The sequence below is a fragment of the Amycolatopsis sp. CA-161197 genome (assembly GCF_050942255.1).
Lineage (GTDB): Bacteria > Actinomycetota > Actinomycetes > Mycobacteriales > Pseudonocardiaceae > Amycolatopsis.
In genome coordinates, this window is sequence record NZ_CP192059.1 from 5,646,352 (window position 1) to 5,664,279 (window position 17,928).

A 17,928-nucleotide genomic window follows, 5' to 3' on the forward strand; every position below is an offset into this window, starting at 1 on the left:
TTGTTTCACCGCGCAGTCGATTTTACTGTCCACAGCAGAACGTTCAGGTGATGTTCTTGACTTCACGGTATTTGACCTCACGCCAACACTGATCATCCACTGTGGACGCTTCGCTCAGAGGTTCCGGCCGAAGAACCCCGCCAGCTTGTCCACCGCCGGGCCCACGTACTGCTCCTTGTCGTAGAGGTCGACGTGACTGGCGCCTTCCACGTGGTGCAGTTCCTTGGGACCGGTGGCCTTCTGGAACGCCTCGACGCTCATCCACGCGGTGATCGCGCGCGTCCCGACGATCATCAGCAGCGGCCGCGAGCCGATCAGCGGGACCGCGGTGAAGGCGTCGAACGTGGCGAACCTGTCGACGCTCGTCCAGTCGAAGGCCTCGGCCGAGCGCGGGTGGTGCCCGCGCTCGGTGCGGTAGTACTCGAATCCCTCCGCGCCGTGCTCCCCGCCGAGGGCACGCGCCTGTTCGACGGTCTCGGGGAACAGGGTGAGCGGCGCGGGCTTCTCACCGGCCGCCGCCGCGGTGCGGGCGTGGGCTGCGGCGTCGAGCATGCCTTCGAACACGGCCGGGTCCTGCGTGCCGTCGGCGCCGAAGCGGAATTGACGGGCGATGTCGGCGCCGCTGACCGTGGCGACGGCGTTCACGCGGCGGTCGCCGCCCGTGGCCGACAGCACGTAGCCGCCCGACGCGCAGATGCCGAGCTCGCCGATGCGGCCCGCGTCCACTTCGGAACGGGTGGTCAGGAACGACACGGCCGCCTTGAAGTCCTCCACGCGCTGGGCGGGGTCTTCGAGGCCACGCGGCTCGCCGCCGCTCTCGCCCTGGTAGGCGGCGTCGAACGCGAGCGTCACGAACCCGCGTTCGGCCAGCCGCGCCGCGTAGAGGCCGGCGGCCTGCTCCTTCACGCCACTGCCGGGGTGGCCGACGACCACGGCCGGGCCCGGGCCGGCGGCCCCGTCCGGGACGTAGAGGTGGCCGGCGAGCCGGACGCCGGCGCTGTCGAAGGTGACGTCGATCTTCGGCACGGGATACTCCTCGATGATCTTGCACCCGGCAGGATACCGGGCCCTGACTCCACGATCCGGCCGCAGCCGCGACACCACCAGAGCCGGGTTTCGGGGTGGTCAGGATCCTGGCCCTCTTGCGCGCGCCCGGCCGGGCGCAGAATGAACCCATGACCACTCCGTCCGGCTCCGCGCGGCTCGGCGACTTCCTCAAGGCGCGCCGCGCCCAGCTGACCCCTCGCGACGTCGGCCTGCCCGAGACCGGCACCCGCCGCAAGGTCGCGGGACTGCGCCGCACCGAGGTCGCCCAGCTGGCGGCCATCAGCGTCGAGTACTACACGCGGCTCGAACAGGGCCGCGTGCAGGCGTCGGCGACGATCCTGGCCACGCTCGCGCGCGCCCTGCGGCTGGACGACGACCAGCAGACCTACCTCTACGACCTCGCCGGCAAGGCCGACGCGCGCCCGCGCCGCCGTCGCGCCGTGCAGCGCGTGCGGCCCGCCATCCGCCGGCTGCTCGACCAGCTCACCGAGACCCCGGCGATCGTGCTGGGCAAACGCCTCGACATCCTCGGCTGGAACACCGCTGCGACCGCGCTGTACGTCGACTTCGCGCAGGTCACGCCCGCGCGGCGCAACTACGTGCACCTCATGTTCACCGAGCCGGCGTTCCGCGCCCTGCACCCGCACTGGCAGCAGGACGCGCGCGTGGCCGTGTCCGCGCTGCGCATGGAGGCGGCCGGCGATCCCGAGGACCCGGACCTGGCGCGCCTCGTCGGCGAGCTTTCCGTGCAGGACGGGGACTTCCGCACGTGGTGGGCCGAACACCGGGTCACCAGCGCGGGGTTCGGCACCAAGAACTACCGGCACCCGCTCGTCGGCGACCTCACGCTGGACTGCGACACGTGGCTGAGCCCCGACGACTCCGGCCAGCGCCTGATGGTCCTCACCGCCGAGCCCGGCACGCCTTCGCGCGAAGCGCTGGACATCCTGTTGTCCTGGCACGCCGAGCACTCGGCGGCCAAGCGATGACGTGGACCGCTCCGGAACTGGCGGCACTTTCGGCTTCGGCGTCGCTGGAGCTCAGCGCCGGACCCGGCGACACCTGGGTGGAAGTCGGTTTCGTCCTCGTCGACGGGACGCTGTTCGTGCGTGCGTTCCGGGGTCCGGGGTCGCGGTGGTTCCAGTCCGCCGCGAACCACCGCCGGGGCCGCGTGCGGGTCGGCTCGCTGAGCCGTGCCGTCGCGTTCGCCGCCGACGGCGAACGCTCGGCCGAGATCGACGAGGCGTACCGGGCCAAGTACGGAGCCGCTTCGCTCGTCACCAACGCCGAGGCACGAGCCGCGACGCTCCGGATCAGCCCGGCGGATCACTCCACTGTGGACGGACGCGGCCCGCGCGTCAGCACGTGAGGCCGCGGGCGAGGACGTCCTTGCGCACCTTGCCCATCGCGTTGCGCGGCAGCTCCGGTACCAGCTCCAAGCGGGTGGGCCAGTACCACTCGGTCATGCCGAGCGCGGCGAGGTGCTCACGCAGGCCGGCGAGCGTCGGCGGCTCGGCGGCGGGCACGACGACGGCCGCGGGCAGCTCGCCGTCCGTGGCGTCGGGGTAGCCGACGAGCGCGACGTCGCGGACGGCCGGGTGGTCGAGCAACGCGGACTCCACGTCGGCGGCCGGGATCATCAGGACGCCGCCGATGCGGTCGGCGTCGCGGCCCAGGAGGCGGATGCCGCCGCGGCCGTCGGGGATCGCGAGGTCACCGGTGTCGTACCAGCCGTCGTCGTGGTCGGCCGCCACGGTGAGCTCACCGGTGTCGCGGTCGACGGTGGCCAGGCAGACGGTGGCGCCCCGGATGTAGAGCCGGCCGGGCCGTTCGGCGGTGATTTCGCCCAGGTCGGACCGCAGATCGAGGTCACTGCCGCGGGAGATCCGGCCGACGCTGTGCAGCGCCCAGTCCGGCGGGTCGTCGGCGCGCATGAGGGTGCCGCCGCACTCGGTCATGCCCCAGCACGTGCGCAGCGGCACACCCAGCACGCGGGCGACGTCGGCGACGAGCGCGGCGGGAGTCGCGGTGCCGAGCGTGGTCACGGTCCGCAACCGGCCGGGCCGCGCGTACGGCAGCAGCCCGGCCAGGAACGCAGGCGCGATCAGCAGCTGTGTCACGGCCGTCTCTTCGAGGTACGCGCCGACGACCTCGGGTTCCCAGCGGTCCGCGACGACCGCGCAGCCGCCCGTGAGCAACGGGCGCATGAGGCAGTGGAAGATGCCGCCGGTGTGCGTGAGGGAGTGCGGGGTGAAGAACCGCTCGGCCGGCCCCTGGTCGTCGGCCGTGATGTGCGCGGCGGCGGTGGCGTACTCGGTGTTCAGTGTGTGCAGCGCGCCTTTCGGCCGGCCGGTCGTGCCGGAGGTGAACAGCACCAGGCTGACCTGGTCGGGGTCCGGTCGGGCGTCGTCGAGGGCGACGGCGTGCCGCGTTTCCCACGGTTGCTCGAAGTGCCGCGTGAAATCGACCTCGTCCGCCGACACCCGCGAGCCCAGCACGACCCGGTGCCGCAGCTTCGGCAGCCTCGGGGCCATCTCGGCCAGAGCCGCCGCGTGGTCGTGGCCGTCCCAGACGTCGGCCGTCACGCACACCGACGCCCCCACTCGGGCGAGCACGCGCTCCAGCTCGCGTGACCGGATCGTCGGCATCACGGGCGCCACCAGCGCGCCGACCCGGAAACAGGCCAGCAGCAGCGGATCGACCTGCCACACGTTCGGCAGCTGCACGGCCACGACCTGCCCCGGCCCCACGCCCAGCTCGGTCAGCGCCCCGGCGTAGCGCTCGGCGCACCGCGCGTACTCGCGATAGGTCAGCCGGGTCGTCTCGCCGGTCGCCGTCCGAAGCGCGATGAGCGCGGTCGCGTCCGGTGTCTCGGCACGCCACCGCGCGAGATCCCGCAGCGGATTTCCGTCCCGCCAGAAGCCTTCCGCGCGAAACCGGTCCACAACGGACGGTGGCGGCCGGAGGCTGAACACCGTCCGTCCCGGTCCTGGCGTGAACACGTCGGTGATGGCCGGCCCCCTTCGGCTCTGGCGGGCGGTGAACGGCACGACCACGCTACGACCGCACCCCCGCCCGGCCGAGGCTCCGCCGGGCAGAATTCCCCGGCCGACCGGGCAACGCGAATCGCCCTGCGCACGTATACCTCTCGAACCGAGGGGGAACCGATGACCGACCCGACCGAAGCCGAGTTCAAGGCGGCCGGCCGATGGCTGGAAAAACACGACGTCCCGGCGAGCCGGCTCACGCCGCTGCTCGTCCGGCGGCTCGGCGTGCGCGCGGGCGCGCGACCCGGGCCGACGTGGACCGGAATGCTCGCCGGTCTGCTGCTGATCGCGTTCGGCTCGTTCGCGGTGCAGTTCCTGTCGCTGCTGCCCGGAGTGGACCACGACGACCTGCCCGAGGGCCGCTCCTTCTTCTGCCTCTTCGCCGGGCTGCAGCTCGTCCTCTGGTTGCCCGTGCGGTGGGCCGACCGGCGCACCGCGGCCTGGCTCGGCCCGACGGCACCCGCGCAGCGACCTCCGTGGCGCGGGGTGCTGAACGGGTGGTCCGTCGCGGCCCTCGTGGTCACCTTCGGTGGCGGCGCAGCCTTGGCCGTGACGATGGTCGTGTCGTCCGTCAGCGTCTGGGCGCTGCTGTGGCTCGGGCTGCTGGCGCTGGGCGCGGTCGTGGTGGCGGCGGTGCTGCTCGGCGTGCTGACCCGCCCGGTGCTCGCCGACGACGAGCTCTCCCGCTCCGTCGACGGGATCCTGCGCCGCACCGAGCCCGTCCTGGCGTTGCCGGCGTTCTACGCGCTACCGGTACTCGCCGACCTCGCCACGACCAACCGTCAGCCGCCCGGCTTCGCGCCGTGGCTGATCGCGTACGTCGTCCTCGCCGTCGGCGCGCAGGCGGCCGGGCTGGTCCGGCACCGGCGCCGGGCGCTGCCCGCGGCTGCCTGAGGCGACGGCGGGCGTCTCGGACCGGAAGCTGTGCCCGAGCTGCTCGCCGAGGCCGAAGTAGTGGCGGAAGTTGTAGATCAGCGGGCTCCACTTCGCGGGATCCACGTGCTGCGTGCCGGGCACGACCAGCTCCGGCGCGCAGTGCACCCGCAGCACGTCGGCCTCGATGACGAGGAACCCGGCGCGCTCGCGGACGGCCGCCGCGCGCGCTTCCAGCTGCAGCGGGCATTCGGCGATGCGCGGCGGCCGGACCAGCTCGGCCGGCTGCGGCCGCAGCCCGCCCGCGGCGAACTTGTCCGGCTGGTACCGGAAGCGGTCCCGTTTGTGCTCGGGCACCGGGTCCGCTCCCGTCAGCGGGGCGAGCCGCTCCACCGCCGCCCACTGGCCGGGGCCGGGCAGGTTGACCACGAGGTCGGGACGCGAGGTGAGGTTGCGCGCGCCGTGGCCGCTGCGGGCCAGGCCGAGCACCACGACCTCACCGAGCGCCCAGGCCGAGGACATCGGCGTGATGTTCGGGGAGCCGTCGGCGTTTTCCGTCGTCAGCAAGGCGACCGGCGTGCCGAAGTAGAGGATGCTGGGGGTTATCGCGACATGATCGTTCACGAGCGCCCACGCTAGGGTCGCCGCGCTTCGGTCCCGGCCGAACCGACGGGCGGCTCAGAACTCCTCGGCGATCGACGACCAGAACCGCAGCGCCGCCCGTTCCATCTCCAGCCCCAGCCGCAGCGGGATCATGCGGCGCGCGTACTTCGGCTCGGCACCGAAGCGGCGCTGCATGTCCTCGTACACCGAGATGCGTTCCTCGTGCTGCTTGATCTGCTCGCGCGCCAGGTTCACGATGTTGCCGGTGTCGCCCAGCTCGTTGAAAAACAGCTTCATCTCGGCGATGTCGCGCATCTCGAAGTGCTCGTGCGTGGGCGCGGCCAGCCAGGCGCGCACGGCATCGCGGCCTTCGTCGGTGATGCTGTAGACCTTGCGGCGCCGCCCGGTCTGCTCGGTCTCGACCTCCAGCAGCCCCATGCGCTCCAGCCGCTCCGGCTCGGAGTACAGCTGCGCGTGGGGGAAGGACCAGAAGTACCCCACCGAGTGCCCGACGGCGCGCTTGAGGTCGTACGGCGTGGACGGGCCACGCAGCCCGATCGTCCCCAGCACGACGTACGAAGTCGTGCTCAACCGTCCGCTTGACATGCCCTCGACCCTACCGTAATTTCGCCCATGGTCCGAAACAGATCATTCGAATCGGACTATCGATCTCCGGGAGTGCGACGATGGACTTGGTGAGATCGTTCCGCTGGACGGCGGAGCGCTATCCGCATCGCCGGGCCGTGGGCGGCCGGCACCCGATGACCTACGCGCAGTGGGACGAACGCACCGACCGGCTGGCCGGCGCGCTGACCCGGCTGGGCGTGCGCCCGGGCGACCACGTCGCCCTCCTGCTCGCCGGTGGTGAGCCCCTGGCGAGCCTGCACCTGGCCGTGCAGAAGACCGGCGCGATCTCCGTTCCGCTGTCCACGCGCTTCAGCGCCGACGACGTGGCCTACTGCCTGCGCGACTGCTCCCCGACGCTCCTGATCACCGACAGCACCACCGACCCGACCGTCGCCGGCATCGCCGAACTGCCGGCCCGCGCGCACTCCGGAGCGGCGCTGGATGCACCCGAGCGGGTGACGCCGCTGGCGCGGCTGCTGGACTCGCCCGCACCGAAGCACCAGCCGGCCGAGGACGACACGAGCGTCATGCTCTACACGTCCGGCACCACGGGCCGGCCGAAAGGCGTGCCGCGCCGGCACTCCGCCGAGCACGCGGCCGCGGTGGCGCACCTGATCCAGACGCAGCACCGCACCGGTGAGGTCGCCCTCGGCGTGATGCCGATGTTCCACACGATGGGCATGCGGGCGCTGCTGGCGAGCATCGTCGCGGCGGGTACCTGGGTGCCGCAGGTGAAGTTCGACGCCGAGGAGTCGCTGGAGCTCATCACCGAGGAGGAGGTGAGCGCGCTCTACCTGGTGCCCACCGCGTACTGGTCGCTGGTCCACACAGGACGGCTGGCCGAGGCGAAGTCCGTGCGCCGGCTGGCCTACGCGGGCGCGTCGATGACACCGGCGCTCGCCGAGCGGCTCGACGCCGAGCTGCACCCGGAGGTGTTCGTCAACCACTTCGGCAGCACGGAGATCTACACCTTCACGATCGGGCCCGACGTGCGCCGCAAACCGGGCTGTGCCGGGCGCGCCGGGGTCTTCTCCCGCGTCCGCCTGGTCAGCCCGGCCGAGGGCGCGACCCCGGACGACGTCGTGGCGCCGGGCGAACCGGGCCAGGTCGCGGTGTCGCTGGAGAGCCCGGAGGCGTTCCGCGGGTACTGGCACCGGCCCGACGCCGACGCGAAGTCGTTGCGCGCCGGCTGGTACTTCACCGGTGACCTCGCGACCGAGGACGAGGACGGCGACCTGTGGGTCGCGGGCCGCGTCGACGACATGATCAACTCCGGTGGCGAGAACATCTACCCCGAGGACATCGAAGACGCCCTCGTGCGCTGCCCGGCCGTCGCCGAGATCGTGGTCGCAGGGCTCCCCGACGACCGCTGGGGCAGCGCGGTGACCGCCTTCGTCGTGCCTTCGGCCGGGCACCGGCCCGAGGACACGCTGGCACAGCTGGAGTCCTACGCGCGAGAGCACTCGGGACTGCCGTCGCTGAAACGGCCCAAGCGCTACCTGGCCGTGGCCGGCATCCCCAAGTCGGCCGTCGGCAAGATCCTGCGCCGTGAGCTGACCGCGGGCCACTACCGCCGGCTGGCACAGCTCGTGCCGGGCAAGGAGCACGCATGACGGCGGCCCGCATCGAAGACGTCCCCTTGCTGTGCGGCAAGGGGAAGTTCCTCGACGACCTCGACCCGATGCGCGGCTCGCTGGTCGCGGCGGTCGTGCGCAGCCCGCACCCGCACGCGCGCATCCGGTCCGTCGAGCTGTCCCGCGCCCGCGCCCACCCCGGCGTCGCGGCGGTCCTAGGGCCGGACGACGTGCTCGCGGCCCTGAAGCCGTTCCCGCTCTCGCTCAAGACGCCGATCCGCTACTACCCCACCGGGACCGACAAGGTGCGGTTCGTCGGCGAGCCCGTGGCCGTCGTCGTCGCGACGGACCGCTACACGGCCGAGGACGCGGCGGAACTGGTCGAAGTGGACTACGAGCCGCTGCCGCCCGTGGTCGACTCCACGCGCGCGATCGCCGAGGACGCCCCGCTGCTGCACGAGGAGCTCGGCAGCAACGTCGCCACCGACCGCACGTTCAGCTTCGGCCCCGTCGACGAGCTCTTCGCCGGCGCCGCGCACGTGGTGACCGGCGAATACCGGTTCCCGCGCTACACCTCTGCGCCCATGGAGTGCTACTCGGTCGTCGCGGAGTGGCTGGAGGACGTCGACGGGCCGGGCGTCACCGCGTGGGCCAACTTCCACGGGCCGTTCTCCATGGTGCCGGTGCTCGCGGCAGGCCTCGGGCTGCCGACGTCGCGGGTGCGGCTGCGCGTGCCCGCGGACATCGGCGGCAGCTTCGGCATCAAGTCCGGCATCTACCCCTACGTCGCGTTGATGGCCTTGGCCAGCAAGCATTGCGGCCGGCCGGTGCGCTGGACCGAGGACCGTGTGGAGCACCTACTGTCGAGCTCGGCCGGCTCGGACCGGTGGATGCGGTTCGAGGCCGCCGTCGACGCCGACGGCAAGGTCGAGGCCCTGCGCGCGGACCTCGTCGACAACGTCGGCGCGTACCTGCGCCCGCCCGAGCCCAGCACGCTCTACCGCTGCTTCGGCAACATCACCGGTGCGTACGGCATCGGCGCGGTGGCGATCCGGGCCCGGGCGGTGGTCACGAACAAGACGCCCACCGGCCTCAACCGCGGCTTCGGCGGCCAGCAGCTCTACTTCGGGCTCGAGCGGATCATGGACCGCGTCGCCCGTGAGCTCGACCTCGACCCGGCGGAGATCCGGCGGCGCAACCTGATCCAGGCCGGCTCGTTCCCGTATCACACGCCCAGCGGCGGCGTGTACGACTCGGGCGACTACCCGAGGGCGTTCGAGCTGGCCCTGCGCAACGCCGACTACGAGAAGCTGCGCGTGCGCCAGCGCCAGGCGCGCGAGGCCGGCGAGTACTTCGGCATCGGCATGGCGACGATCGTCGACCCGTCGGCGACCAACATCGGCTACGTCGGCCTCGCCACGCCGGCCGAGCAGCGCGCGACCGGACGCGGCAAGTCGGGCAGCACGGAGCACGTCCGGATCAGCGTCGACCCGCAGGGGGTCGTGTCGGTGCTGCTGGGCACCGTGCCGCAGGGTCAGGGACACGCCACCGTCGCGCGCCAGCTCGTGGCGCGGCGGCTGGGGCTGCCGCAGGAATCCGTGCGGCCGGTGGTCGAGATGGACACGGCCACCACACCGTGGACCATCACCTCCGGCAGCTACTCCTCGCGCTTCGCGCCACTGCTCACCAGCGCGCTCGTCGCCGCGGCCGACAAGATCGCCGAGACGATCCGGGCGGCGGCCGGGGTGCTGCTCGACACGGACCCCGCCGGGCTGGAGCTCGCCGACGGGTTCGTGCGCAAACGCGACGCGCCCGAGGAGCGTGTGGCGTTCCGGCACGCCGCCGGGCTGGTGCACTGGGACCCCGGGTCGCTGCCCGAAGGGGTGCCGGCGCGGCTCTACGAGGAGGCCGCGTTCAACCCGCCGCAGGCCAAGGCACCGTCCACAGGGGACCAGATCAACTCCAGCTTGTGCTACGGCTTCGTCGCGGAGCTGGTCGCCGTGCGCATCGACCCGGTGAGCCTCGCCGTGGAGATCGAGCTGGTGTCCACGGTGCACGACGCCGGGACGATCCTGAACCCGAAGCTGCTGGAGGGCCAGGTGCACGGGGCGCTCGCGCACGCGCTCGGCGGCGCGCTGTACGAAGAGCTCCGCTACGCCGACTCGGGCCAGCCCACGTCGGCGACCTTCATGGACTACCTCTGCCCCACCAGCGCGGAGGCCGGCTACTCGCTGATCAGCGACCACCTCGAGACGCCCTCGCCGTTCACCACGCTCGGCGCGAAAGGCTGCGGCGAGGGTTCGAGCATGAGCCTGCCGGTGGCGATCGCCAACGCGGTCACCGACGCGCTCGGCATCGAGGTGACGACCCTGCCCCTGCACGGCAACGTCGTGCACGAAATACTGGAAAGGAAGGCCTGATGGCGCTCACCGGAGGCGAGATCCGGCTCGGCCGCACCCACGACGGGCAGGTTGCCGAGCTGACGCTCTCCCACGGCCGCTTCACGATCATCACGTGGGAGATGCGGCAGCGGATGGCGGAGCTGTTCGCCGAGATCGACGCCGATGACGACGTGCGCGTGGTGGTGCTGAAGTCCGACGGCGAGCACTTCTCCTCGGGCGGCGACATCCCCGGCTTCATGGAGGTCGAGCCGGTGGACTTCACCGACCTCGGCCACAACGTCACCGCGCCCGCGCGGAGCAAGAAGATCGTGGTCGCGGCGGTCGACGGCTACTGCTTCGGCGTGGGCCTGGAGCTCGTGCTGTCCACGGACATCCGGCTGGCCACGCCGCGCAGCCGGTTCGCGCTGCCGGAGATGAAGCTCGGCATGATCCCCGGCAGCGGCGGCACGCAGCGGCTCGCGCGGCTGATCGGCCTGTCGCGCGCCAAGTTCCACATCCTCACCGCCGAGCGGATCACCGGCGAGCAGGCGCTGGACTGGGGCCTGGTGGCCAACCTCGCGGCCGACCGCGACGAGCTGTACGCGGAGACCGACAAGGTCGTCGAGACCCTGCTGGGCTACTCGCCGATGGCCGCGCGCACCGCGAAGGAGGTGCTCGACAAAGGCGTCGACGGGCCGCTGTACACCGGCATCGAGCTGGAACGCAAGGCCTACGCGATGCTGCGCGCGAGCCACGACTTCGCCGAGGGCGTGGCCGCGTTCACCGAGAAGCGGCCCGCGAAGTTCCAGGGGCGCTGAGCCGTGAAAGCCGCACCGTTCGCCTACGTCCGGCCCGCGACGCTCGACGACGCCGTCGCCGAGCTCGTGCGCAGCGCCGGTGAGGGCAAGGTGCTCGCGGGCGGCCAGTCGCTGGTGCCGATCCTGGCGATGCGGCTGGCGCGTCCGTCCACTGTGGTCGACATCGGGTCGCTGTCCGAACTGGACTTCGTGCGCCGCGAGGGCGACGAGCTCGTGATCGGGGCCCTGGTGCGCCAGCGGACGCTCGAAGGGCACCCGCTCGCCTCGGCCGTACCCCTGCTGCGCCTGGCGCTGCCGTGGATCGGGCACCGCGAGCTGCGCAGCCGGGGCACGGTGTGCGGCAGCATCGCGCACGCCGACCCCGCCGCCGAGCTGCCCGCCGTGGCCTGCTGCCTGGACGCGTCGCTGGAGATCGCCGGTCCGCGCGGCCGGCGCACCGTGCCCGCGGCCGAGTTCTTCCACGGCGCCATGGCCACCTCGGTCGGCGCCGAGGACGTGCTGGCCGCGGTGCGCTTCCCCGTGGCCCGCCCGGACGAGGGTTTCGGGTTCGCCGAGATCGCGCGCCGGCACGGGGATTTCGCGCTGGCCGGGGTGGCCACGCGGTTCCGGGCCGGGGACGGCGAAGCCGTGCTGACCGCGTTCGGGGTGTCGGACCGGCCGGTCACGCGCGTCGTCACCGGCCTCGGCGACGACGAGGTCGCCGAGCTGGCCTGCGGTCTCGTGGACACCGCGGGCGACACCCACGGCTCGCGCGAGTACCGGCAGCGGCTCGTGGCGGCGCTGGCCGTGCGCGAGCTGGCCCGGGCCCGCCGAGCGGCGGAAGGAGGGTCGGCATGACGCTGCCACGGCCGGTTCGGGCGGAGGCCGGCGAGCCCCTCGACGTGACGATGACCGTGAACGGCACGGAGGTGTCGCTGTCGCTGCCCGCGCGCGTGACGCTCGCCGACGCGCTGCGCGACCACCTCGGACTCACCGGCACGCACCTGGGCTGCGAGCACGGCGTGTGCGGGATGTGCACGGTGCTGGTCGACGGCTCCGCCGCCCGCGCGTGCCTGCTGTTCGCCTGCCAGCTCGACGGCGCGGACATCGTGACGGTCGAGGGTCTCGGCCGGCCGGACGACCTGCACCCGTTGCAGGAGGCGTTCGGCGCGCACCACGCGCTGCAGTGCGGGTTCTGCACGCCGGGGTTCCTGCTCAGCTCCTACGACCTGCTGGCGCACAAGCCGGACGTCGCCGAAGAGGACCTGCCCGTGGAGCTGTCCGGTGTGCTGTGCCGGTGCACCGGCTACCGCAACATCGTCTCGGCGGTGTCCGAAGTGGCCGGTGCGCACCGCGACGGGATCCCCGAGCCGCGCAACTGCGGGCAGCACGTGCTGATGGGCCACACCGCCGCCAAGCCGGGCGGCAAGGCCGTGGCCGAAGCGGCAGGTGTCCGGGAGATCGAGCTGCCGCAAGGGGATCCGACGTTCACCGTCGAGGTCACCCAGGAGCTCGCCGCGTCGCCGGAGAAGACGTGGGCCGTGCTCGACGACATCGACCTCGTCGCCGCGTGCCTGCCCGGGGCGGAGATCACCGAGCACCTCGGCGAAGACCGCTACCGCGGCCGGGCGCGGGTCGCCGTCGGGCCGATCCGGCTGTCGTTCGCGGGGCTCGCGCAGGTCACCGAACGCGACGCGGAGGCCCACCGCCTGCGCGTGATCGGCCAGGGCGAGGACGCCGGCGGCGGGCGCACCCAGGCCGATATCCTGCTCGTCGCAGAGGAAACCGAAGCCGGCACGCGGCTGCGGGCGACCGCGCAGGTGTACCTGACCGGCCGGATCGCGCAGTTCGGCCGGGCGCTGGCCGGCGACGTCAGCCGGCGCATGTTCGAACAGTTCGCCGCGGCCGTGGAGGAGACCGCGGTGTCCGGGGTGCGCACGACGGCGAAGAAGCCGCCGGGCGCACTGGCCCTCCTCGCAGCCACTCTCGCGGCGAAAGCCCGGGAATGGGGCCGGCGCCTGCGCCGGGCCGAGCACAACCCACCCACACATCCGAAAGGGACTCAACGATGAGTTCGACCGCCCCGATCGACAAGATCCTGAGCGACGCCGTCGACGCCGGCGACGTGCCCAACGTCGTGGCCATCGCCGCCGACGACAACGGCATCATCTACGAAGGCGCCGCCGGCCCGCGCGCCGCCGGCAGTGCCGGCCCGGCGTCCGCGGACACGCACTTCCGCATCATGTCGATGACCAAGATGGTCACGACCACCGCCGCGTTGAAACTGGCCGACCAAGGGCAGCTCGACCTCGACGCCCCGGTCGAGCGGTACCGGCCCGAGTTCGCCGAGATGAAGGTGCTCGAAGGCTTCGACGGCGACCAGCCGAAGCTGCGGGCGCCGGCCTCGCAGGCCACCGTGCGGCAGCTCATGACGCACACCTCGGGCCTGAGCTACTGGTTCTGGAACGACGACATCGTGAAGTGGGAGAAGGCCACCGGCATCCCCAACGTGCTGTCGGGCCAGAAGATCGTGCTGACCGCCCCGATGGTCGCCGACCCCGGGACCAAGGTCGAGTACGGCACCAACACCGACTGGCTGGGCCAGGTGGTCGAGGCCGTCGCGGGCGTGACGCTCGACGTGTTCTTCAAGGAGCACATCACCGGACCGCTGGGGATGACCGAGACGTCGTTCGCCCCGAGCGGCTCGCAGCGCGACAACCTGGCCCCGATCCACGTCCTGGGCGAGGACGGCAAATGGGTGGCCACCGACATCAACATCCCCGAGCAGCCCGAGTACTGGGCGGGCGGCCACGGCCTGTACTCCACGCCGCGCGACTACCTCAAGTTCCAGCGGATGCTGCTGGGCGGCGGCACGCTCGACGGCACGAAGGTGCTGGAACGCTCCACTGTGGACGCCGCGTTCACGAACCAGATCGGCGACCTGGACTTCCCGGCGCGCATCCCGACCGCGGACCCGACGTCGTCGTACGACTTCGCCGCGGGGCCGGGTCACAAGTGGGGCCTGGGGCTGGTGCTCAACAGCGAGCAGCGGCCGGGCATGCGCGCGGCGGGCAGCGGGACGTGGGCCGGGCTGTGCAACTCGTTCTTCTGGGTCGACCCGGTGAACCGCGTGACCGGCGCGATCTACAGCCAGTCGCTGCCGTTCGTGCCGCCGCCGTTCATCAAGCTCTACGAGAACTTCGAGCGGGCCCTGTACGCGACGCCCTAGGTGTATTTGGCCAGGACGTTGGTAGCGGAAGGTTCTGGTTGACGTGGGGAGAACCTCCGGTTGAGGTGTGGCTTGTCTAGGACCCACGTCAACCGGAGGCTCTCGTGTCTCACCGTAACGCCCGGACCACGTTCCTGGGCAGGTTGCTGATCGTCCAGCGTCACCACGCGGGCTGGCCCCAAGCCCACATCGCCGCCGCGATGGGTATCTCCCGTAAATGCGTGAAGACCTGGCTGGAGCGTTACGCCACCGAAGGCGAACCCGGGCTGCGGGACCGATCCTCACGCCCGTACACCTCTCCCCGGCAAACCTCCAGCGAGGTCGAACAGCAGATCATCACCTTGCGGCAGCGTGAACGCCGCGGCCCGGCCTGGCTAGGCCACGAACTCGGTGTCCCGACACGGACGGTGTCACGGGTGCTGGCCCGCCACCAGATCCCGCGGCTGGCCGCATTGGACCCGATCACCGGACTGGTGATCCGGGCCAGCAAGACCACAGCCGTGCGCTACGAACGCGACCGGCCCGGCGAACTGGTCCACATGGACATCAAGAAGATCGGCCGCATCCCCGACGGCGGCGGCTGGCGAGCCCACGGCCGGGCCCAGCGGGAAGCCACCCGCGACCGCAGCACCAAGATCGGATACGACTACGTCCACTCCCTGGTCGATGACCACTCCCGGCTGGCTTACTCCGAAATCCTCGCGGACGAGAAAGGCCCGACCTGCGCCGGCTTCCTCGCCCGGGCGATCACCTACTTCGCCGACCACGGCATCACCCGCATCGAGCGGCTGATGACCGATAACGCCTGGGCCTACCGCTGGTCCCTACGCGAGATCTGCGCCCGCCACGGCATCCGGCAAAAGTTCATCAAACCGCACTGCCCCTGGCAGAACGGCAAAGTCGAACGCCTCAACCGGACCCTGCAAACCGAATGGGCCTACCGCCAGGCCTTCACCAGCAACACCGACCGCACCGCAGCCCTTGCACCCTGGCTCCAGCACTACAACACTCAACGCCGCCACAGCGCACTCGGCGGGCATCCACCCACCAGTCGACTGCCACCAACCTGACGGCCGAATACAGCTAGGTCCTGAAGCGGCGACGTCCCCGGCCGGGTGCCGCGACCATCCGGCCGGAGCCGTCGGGCTCTTCGGACTGGGTGAACTCAGGCGGCCAGGGCCAGCCCGCCGTCCACGGCGAGGACCTGGCCGGTGAGCCACGCCGCGTGCGGGTCGGCCAGCCGGACGATCCACGCGGCGACGTCGGCGGGACGACCGCGGCGGCCCAGCGGGATGCGCTGGGCCTCGTCGGCCTTGACGCGGTCGACTTCCTCCGGCGACAGGCCCGCCGACACGAGCGCCTCGCTCTCCGTCGGTCCCGGGGCGACGGCGTTCACGCGCACTCCTTCGGGCGCCAGCTCGAGCGCCCAGCTGCGGGTGAGGGATTCGACGGCTGCTTTCGAAGCGCCGTAGTGGGCCGCGCCGGCCAGCGGGCGGTGGCCGAAGGTGCTGGAGACGTTGACGATCGCGCCCCGGCTTTCCCGCAACGGCTTCAGCGCGGCCCGCGCGAGCAGGCTCGGCGCGACGACGTTGACGGCGAACAGGCGCTCGACACCCTCGGCGGTGGTGTCGGCCAGCGGCATCCCGGTGAAGATGCCGGCGTTGTTGACCAGCACGTCGAGCCGGCCCCAGTGCCGCAGCGCCGAGTCCACAACGGACTCCGCGGCCCCGGGTCGCGCCAGGTCGGCCGCGTGGACCTCGATCGCCGGGTGCCGCGCGGCTGTCTCGGCGAGGGCGTCGGCGCGCCGGCCGACGACGAGGACCTTCGCCCCCGCGTCCGCGAACGCCTCCGCACTCGCCCGGCCGATGCCCGATCCGGCGCCGGTGACGATCACGACGCGTCCGGACAGGTCGCTCGACGTCGGGTTCACGGGCTCGCTCCTTCGTTCGATGTTCTGCGAACGTCGAACGTAGCACGTTGTTCGGCCGTCGTAGAATGACGGTCGGCCCGCCCCCGACGAACGGATCCGCATGAGGCACCCGACGCCCCCGCCGGCGCCCGAGGACATGAAGCTGGCCGAGGTGCTCACCGCGTTGAGCGACTCCGTCCGCCTAGGCCTGGTGCGCCAGCTCGCCGACGGTGCCGAACGCAAGTGGGGCGACCTGCGCGCGCCCGTCGCCAAGTCCACGCTCAGCCACCACCTCAAGACCCTCCGCGGCGCCGGCGTCACCGAAACCCGCGAAGACGGCACCCGCTGTTTCGTCACCCTCCGTCGCGGGGCCCTGGACCAGCGGTTTCCCGGCCTCCTGGACGCGGTGCTGAAGGCGGCCGACGAGGAGCAGATCGGCGAGGCGCCCGCGCTCGACAGGACCGCGGCGCGCCCCTAGCCTGACTAGAGCGATCGCTCTAGCGGGAGGTGCCATGCCGACGCTCGAACTGTCCGCCGGGCCGATCGACTACGTCGACACCGGCGGCCCCGGGCCGGTGGTCGTGTTCACGCACGGCTTTCCGATGAACGAAACGCAGTGGCGCAAGGTCATGCCCCGGTTGACCGGCTATCGCTGCGTGCTGCCGACGCTCCCCCTGGGCGCCCACCGCACTCCGATGCACCGCGACGCGGACCTCTCGCAGCGCGGCCAGGCGCTGCTGCTCGGCGAGTTCCTGGAGCGCCTCGGCCTCACCGACGTCACCCTCGTCCTCAACGACTGGGGCGGCCCGCAGTTCCTCGTGTCCGAAGGCCGCGCCGGCCGCGTCGGCCGGCTGGTGCTCGTCGCGTGCGAGGCGTTCGACAACTTCCCGCCACCACCCGCCCGGCCACTGGCCCGGCTGGCCAAACTGCCCGGCGGCGTCTGGCTCCTCATGCGCCTGCTGCGCACGAAGTTCTTCCGCCACAACGAAAAAACGTATGGCGGCCTCGCCAAGCACGGCATCCCCGACATCGTGCTCGACGACTGGTTCGCCCCGGCCACCCGCGACCGCGGCATCCGCCGCGACCTCGCCAAGTTCGCCGTCTCCACCGGCCGGTCCTCGTCGTGTGGGCCCCGGAGGACCGCATGATGCCCACCTCCCACGGCCGCCGCCTGGCGGAACTCTTCCCGGCCGGGCGGCTCGTCGAAATCGCCGACTCGTGGACCCTCGTCCCGGAAGACCAGCCGGACCGCCTGGCCGAAGCCCTGCGGGACTTCCTGCCCGCGACGGCCTGACCCGCTACCGCTGATACGGCGGACGCGGCTGCTGATATCCCGGCGGCGGAGGTTGCTGAAACCCTTGCGGTGACTCGAATCCCGGCTGCTGGTGGTACTCGGACTGCTGGTGGAATCCAGGCTGCTGCTGGTATCCCCGCGGGAACACCGGCGCCGGAGGGAATCCCGGCGGCGGCGCGAAGCCCGGCTGGTGCCCGGGCTCGGAAACCGGGCCGGATCCCTGGCCGGCCCGTCGCCGCACCGCGACCACCAGCCGCCAGCCGCACAAGGCCGCGATCCCCGCGCCGATCCCGAACGTGACCCACCGGCCACCGCCCTCGAAGGACTTCGCGCTGTCGACCGACTCCTGCAGCTTCTCTTCGTAGGTCTTGCTGGACTTCAGGCCGTACTGGGTCGTTTCACAGGTCTCCCCCGGCCGCATCTCCTCGCCGCCGCACACCACCTTGGTGCTCGGCTCCCCGCTGCCGAACAGGCCGAGCGCCACCAGCCCCAGCCCGAACAGCAGCCCGATCGACCACCAAACCACGCTTTTCATCCGTCCCCCCAC

The 17,928-nt window shown here is 72.0% G+C and carries 18 protein-coding genes; 12 read left to right on the top strand and 6 right to left on the bottom strand.

The annotated features are described in order from the left end of the window. Nucleotides 1-114: 114 nt before the first annotated feature. Nucleotides 115-1,026, bottom strand: coding sequence for an alpha/beta hydrolase (locus ACQPXB_RS26240; RefSeq protein ID WP_432844775.1), 912 nt, complete (start codon nucleotides 1,024-1,026; stop codon nucleotides 115-117). Between the two features lie 149 nt (nucleotides 1,027-1,175). On the opposite strand from ACQPXB_RS26240, the gene ACQPXB_RS26245 reads away from it, so the two are divergent. Next, on the top strand, nucleotides 1,176-2,036 hold the full coding sequence (locus tag ACQPXB_RS26245) for a helix-turn-helix domain-containing protein (protein WP_432844776.1): 861 nt from the start codon (nucleotides 1,176-1,178) through the stop codon (nucleotides 2,034-2,036). After that, nucleotides 2,033-2,416 (top strand): DUF2255 family protein, encoded by a 384-nt coding sequence (locus tag ACQPXB_RS26250; protein ID WP_432844777.1) that lies wholly within the window; start codon nucleotides 2,033-2,035, stop codon nucleotides 2,414-2,416. Before ACQPXB_RS26245 ends, ACQPXB_RS26250 begins: the two co-directional genes overlap by 4 nt. On the opposite strand, the gene ACQPXB_RS26255 is transcribed toward ACQPXB_RS26250, so the two are convergent. The 3 genes from ACQPXB_RS26255 to ACQPXB_RS26265 all read right to left on the bottom strand — a co-directional run bounded on the left by ACQPXB_RS26255 (nucleotide 2,406) and on the right by ACQPXB_RS26265 (nucleotide 6,176). Next, nucleotides 2,406-4,103, bottom strand: coding sequence for an AMP-binding protein (locus tag ACQPXB_RS26255; protein ID WP_432844778.1), 1,698 nt, complete (start codon nucleotides 4,101-4,103; stop codon nucleotides 2,406-2,408). The two genes, ACQPXB_RS26250 and ACQPXB_RS26255, sit on opposite strands and share 11 nt — an antisense overlap. 738 nt (nucleotides 4,104-4,841) lie before the next feature. Then, the gene (locus tag ACQPXB_RS26260) at nucleotides 4,842-5,591 is read right to left on the bottom strand and encodes a flavin reductase family protein (protein ID WP_432844779.1); all 750 of its coding nucleotides are present in this window, start codon (nucleotides 5,589-5,591) and stop codon (nucleotides 4,842-4,844) included. Between the two features lie 54 nt (nucleotides 5,592-5,645). Continuing rightward, complete coding sequence (locus ACQPXB_RS26265; protein WP_366576414.1) at nucleotides 5,646-6,176, bottom strand: PadR family transcriptional regulator; 531 nt, start codon at nucleotides 6,174-6,176, stop codon at nucleotides 5,646-5,648. Nucleotides 6,177-6,256: 80 nt separating this feature from the next. Between ACQPXB_RS26265 and ACQPXB_RS26270 the strand changes: the two genes are divergently transcribed. From ACQPXB_RS26270 to ACQPXB_RS26300, 7 genes are all read left to right on the top strand, one after another. Continuing rightward, entirely contained in the window at nucleotides 6,257-7,810 is a 1,554-nt protein-coding gene (locus ACQPXB_RS26270) for an AMP-binding protein (RefSeq protein ID WP_432844780.1), read from the top strand. Further along, nucleotides 7,807-10,191 (top strand): xanthine dehydrogenase family protein molybdopterin-binding subunit, encoded by a 2,385-nt coding sequence (locus tag ACQPXB_RS26275; RefSeq protein WP_432844781.1) that lies wholly within the window; start codon nucleotides 7,807-7,809, stop codon nucleotides 10,189-10,191. The genes ACQPXB_RS26270 and ACQPXB_RS26275 overlap by 4 nt, the downstream gene beginning before the upstream one ends. Then, entirely contained in the window at nucleotides 10,191-10,970 is a 780-nt protein-coding gene (locus tag ACQPXB_RS26280) for an enoyl-CoA hydratase/isomerase family protein (RefSeq protein ID WP_432844782.1), read from the top strand. Before ACQPXB_RS26275 ends, ACQPXB_RS26280 begins: the two co-directional genes overlap by 1 nt. 3 nt (nucleotides 10,971-10,973) lie before the next feature. Then, entirely contained in the window at nucleotides 10,974-11,807 is an 834-nt protein-coding gene (locus tag ACQPXB_RS26285) for an FAD binding domain-containing protein (protein WP_432844783.1), read from the top strand. Beyond that, a complete protein-coding gene (locus ACQPXB_RS26290; RefSeq protein ID WP_432844784.1) occupies nucleotides 11,804-13,021 on the top strand; it encodes a 2Fe-2S iron-sulfur cluster-binding protein in 1,218 nt (405 codons plus the stop codon). The genes ACQPXB_RS26285 and ACQPXB_RS26290 overlap by 4 nt, the downstream gene beginning before the upstream one ends. Further along, on the top strand, nucleotides 13,018-14,178 hold the full coding sequence (locus tag ACQPXB_RS26295) for a serine hydrolase domain-containing protein (protein WP_432844785.1): 1,161 nt from the start codon (nucleotides 13,018-13,020) through the stop codon (nucleotides 14,176-14,178). Before ACQPXB_RS26290 ends, ACQPXB_RS26295 begins: the two co-directional genes overlap by 4 nt. Before the next feature lie 104 nt (nucleotides 14,179-14,282). Next, entirely contained in the window at nucleotides 14,283-15,248 is a 966-nt protein-coding gene (locus ACQPXB_RS26300) for an IS481 family transposase (RefSeq protein WP_432844786.1), read from the top strand. A 95-nt stretch (nucleotides 15,249-15,343) separates the two neighbouring features. On the opposite strand, the gene ACQPXB_RS26305 is transcribed toward ACQPXB_RS26300, so the two are convergent. After that, a complete protein-coding gene (locus ACQPXB_RS26305) occupies nucleotides 15,344-16,108 on the bottom strand; it encodes an SDR family NAD(P)-dependent oxidoreductase (RefSeq protein WP_432844787.1) in 765 nt (254 codons plus the stop codon). A 100-nt stretch (nucleotides 16,109-16,208) separates the two neighbouring features. Here ACQPXB_RS26305 and ACQPXB_RS26310 point away from each other — a divergent pair, with 100 nt between their 5' ends. Genes ACQPXB_RS26310 through ACQPXB_RS26320 form a run of 3 tightly spaced genes read left to right on the top strand, consistent with a single transcriptional unit; the run spans nucleotide 16,209 to nucleotide 17,381 of the window. Beyond that, nucleotides 16,209-16,565, top strand: a complete 357-nt coding sequence (locus ACQPXB_RS26310; protein ID WP_386945266.1) for an ArsR/SmtB family transcription factor — start codon at nucleotides 16,209-16,211, stop codon at nucleotides 16,563-16,565. A gap of 34 nt (nucleotides 16,566-16,599) precedes the next feature. After that, complete coding sequence (locus tag ACQPXB_RS26315; RefSeq protein ID WP_432844788.1) at nucleotides 16,600-17,235, top strand: alpha/beta fold hydrolase; 636 nt, start codon at nucleotides 16,600-16,602, stop codon at nucleotides 17,233-17,235. Then, nucleotides 17,235-17,381: an alpha/beta fold hydrolase gene (locus ACQPXB_RS26320; RefSeq protein ID WP_432844789.1), complete on the top strand. Its 147-nt coding sequence runs from the start codon at nucleotides 17,235-17,237 to the stop codon at nucleotides 17,379-17,381. The genes ACQPXB_RS26315 and ACQPXB_RS26320 overlap by 1 nt, the downstream gene beginning before the upstream one ends. Nucleotides 17,382-17,385: 4 nt before the next feature. Here ACQPXB_RS26320 and ACQPXB_RS26325 read toward each other — a convergent pair whose 3' ends face one another. After that, complete coding sequence (locus ACQPXB_RS26325; RefSeq protein ID WP_432844790.1) at nucleotides 17,386-17,916, bottom strand: hypothetical protein; 531 nt, start codon at nucleotides 17,914-17,916, stop codon at nucleotides 17,386-17,388. Nucleotides 17,917-17,928 lie beyond the last annotated feature (12 nt).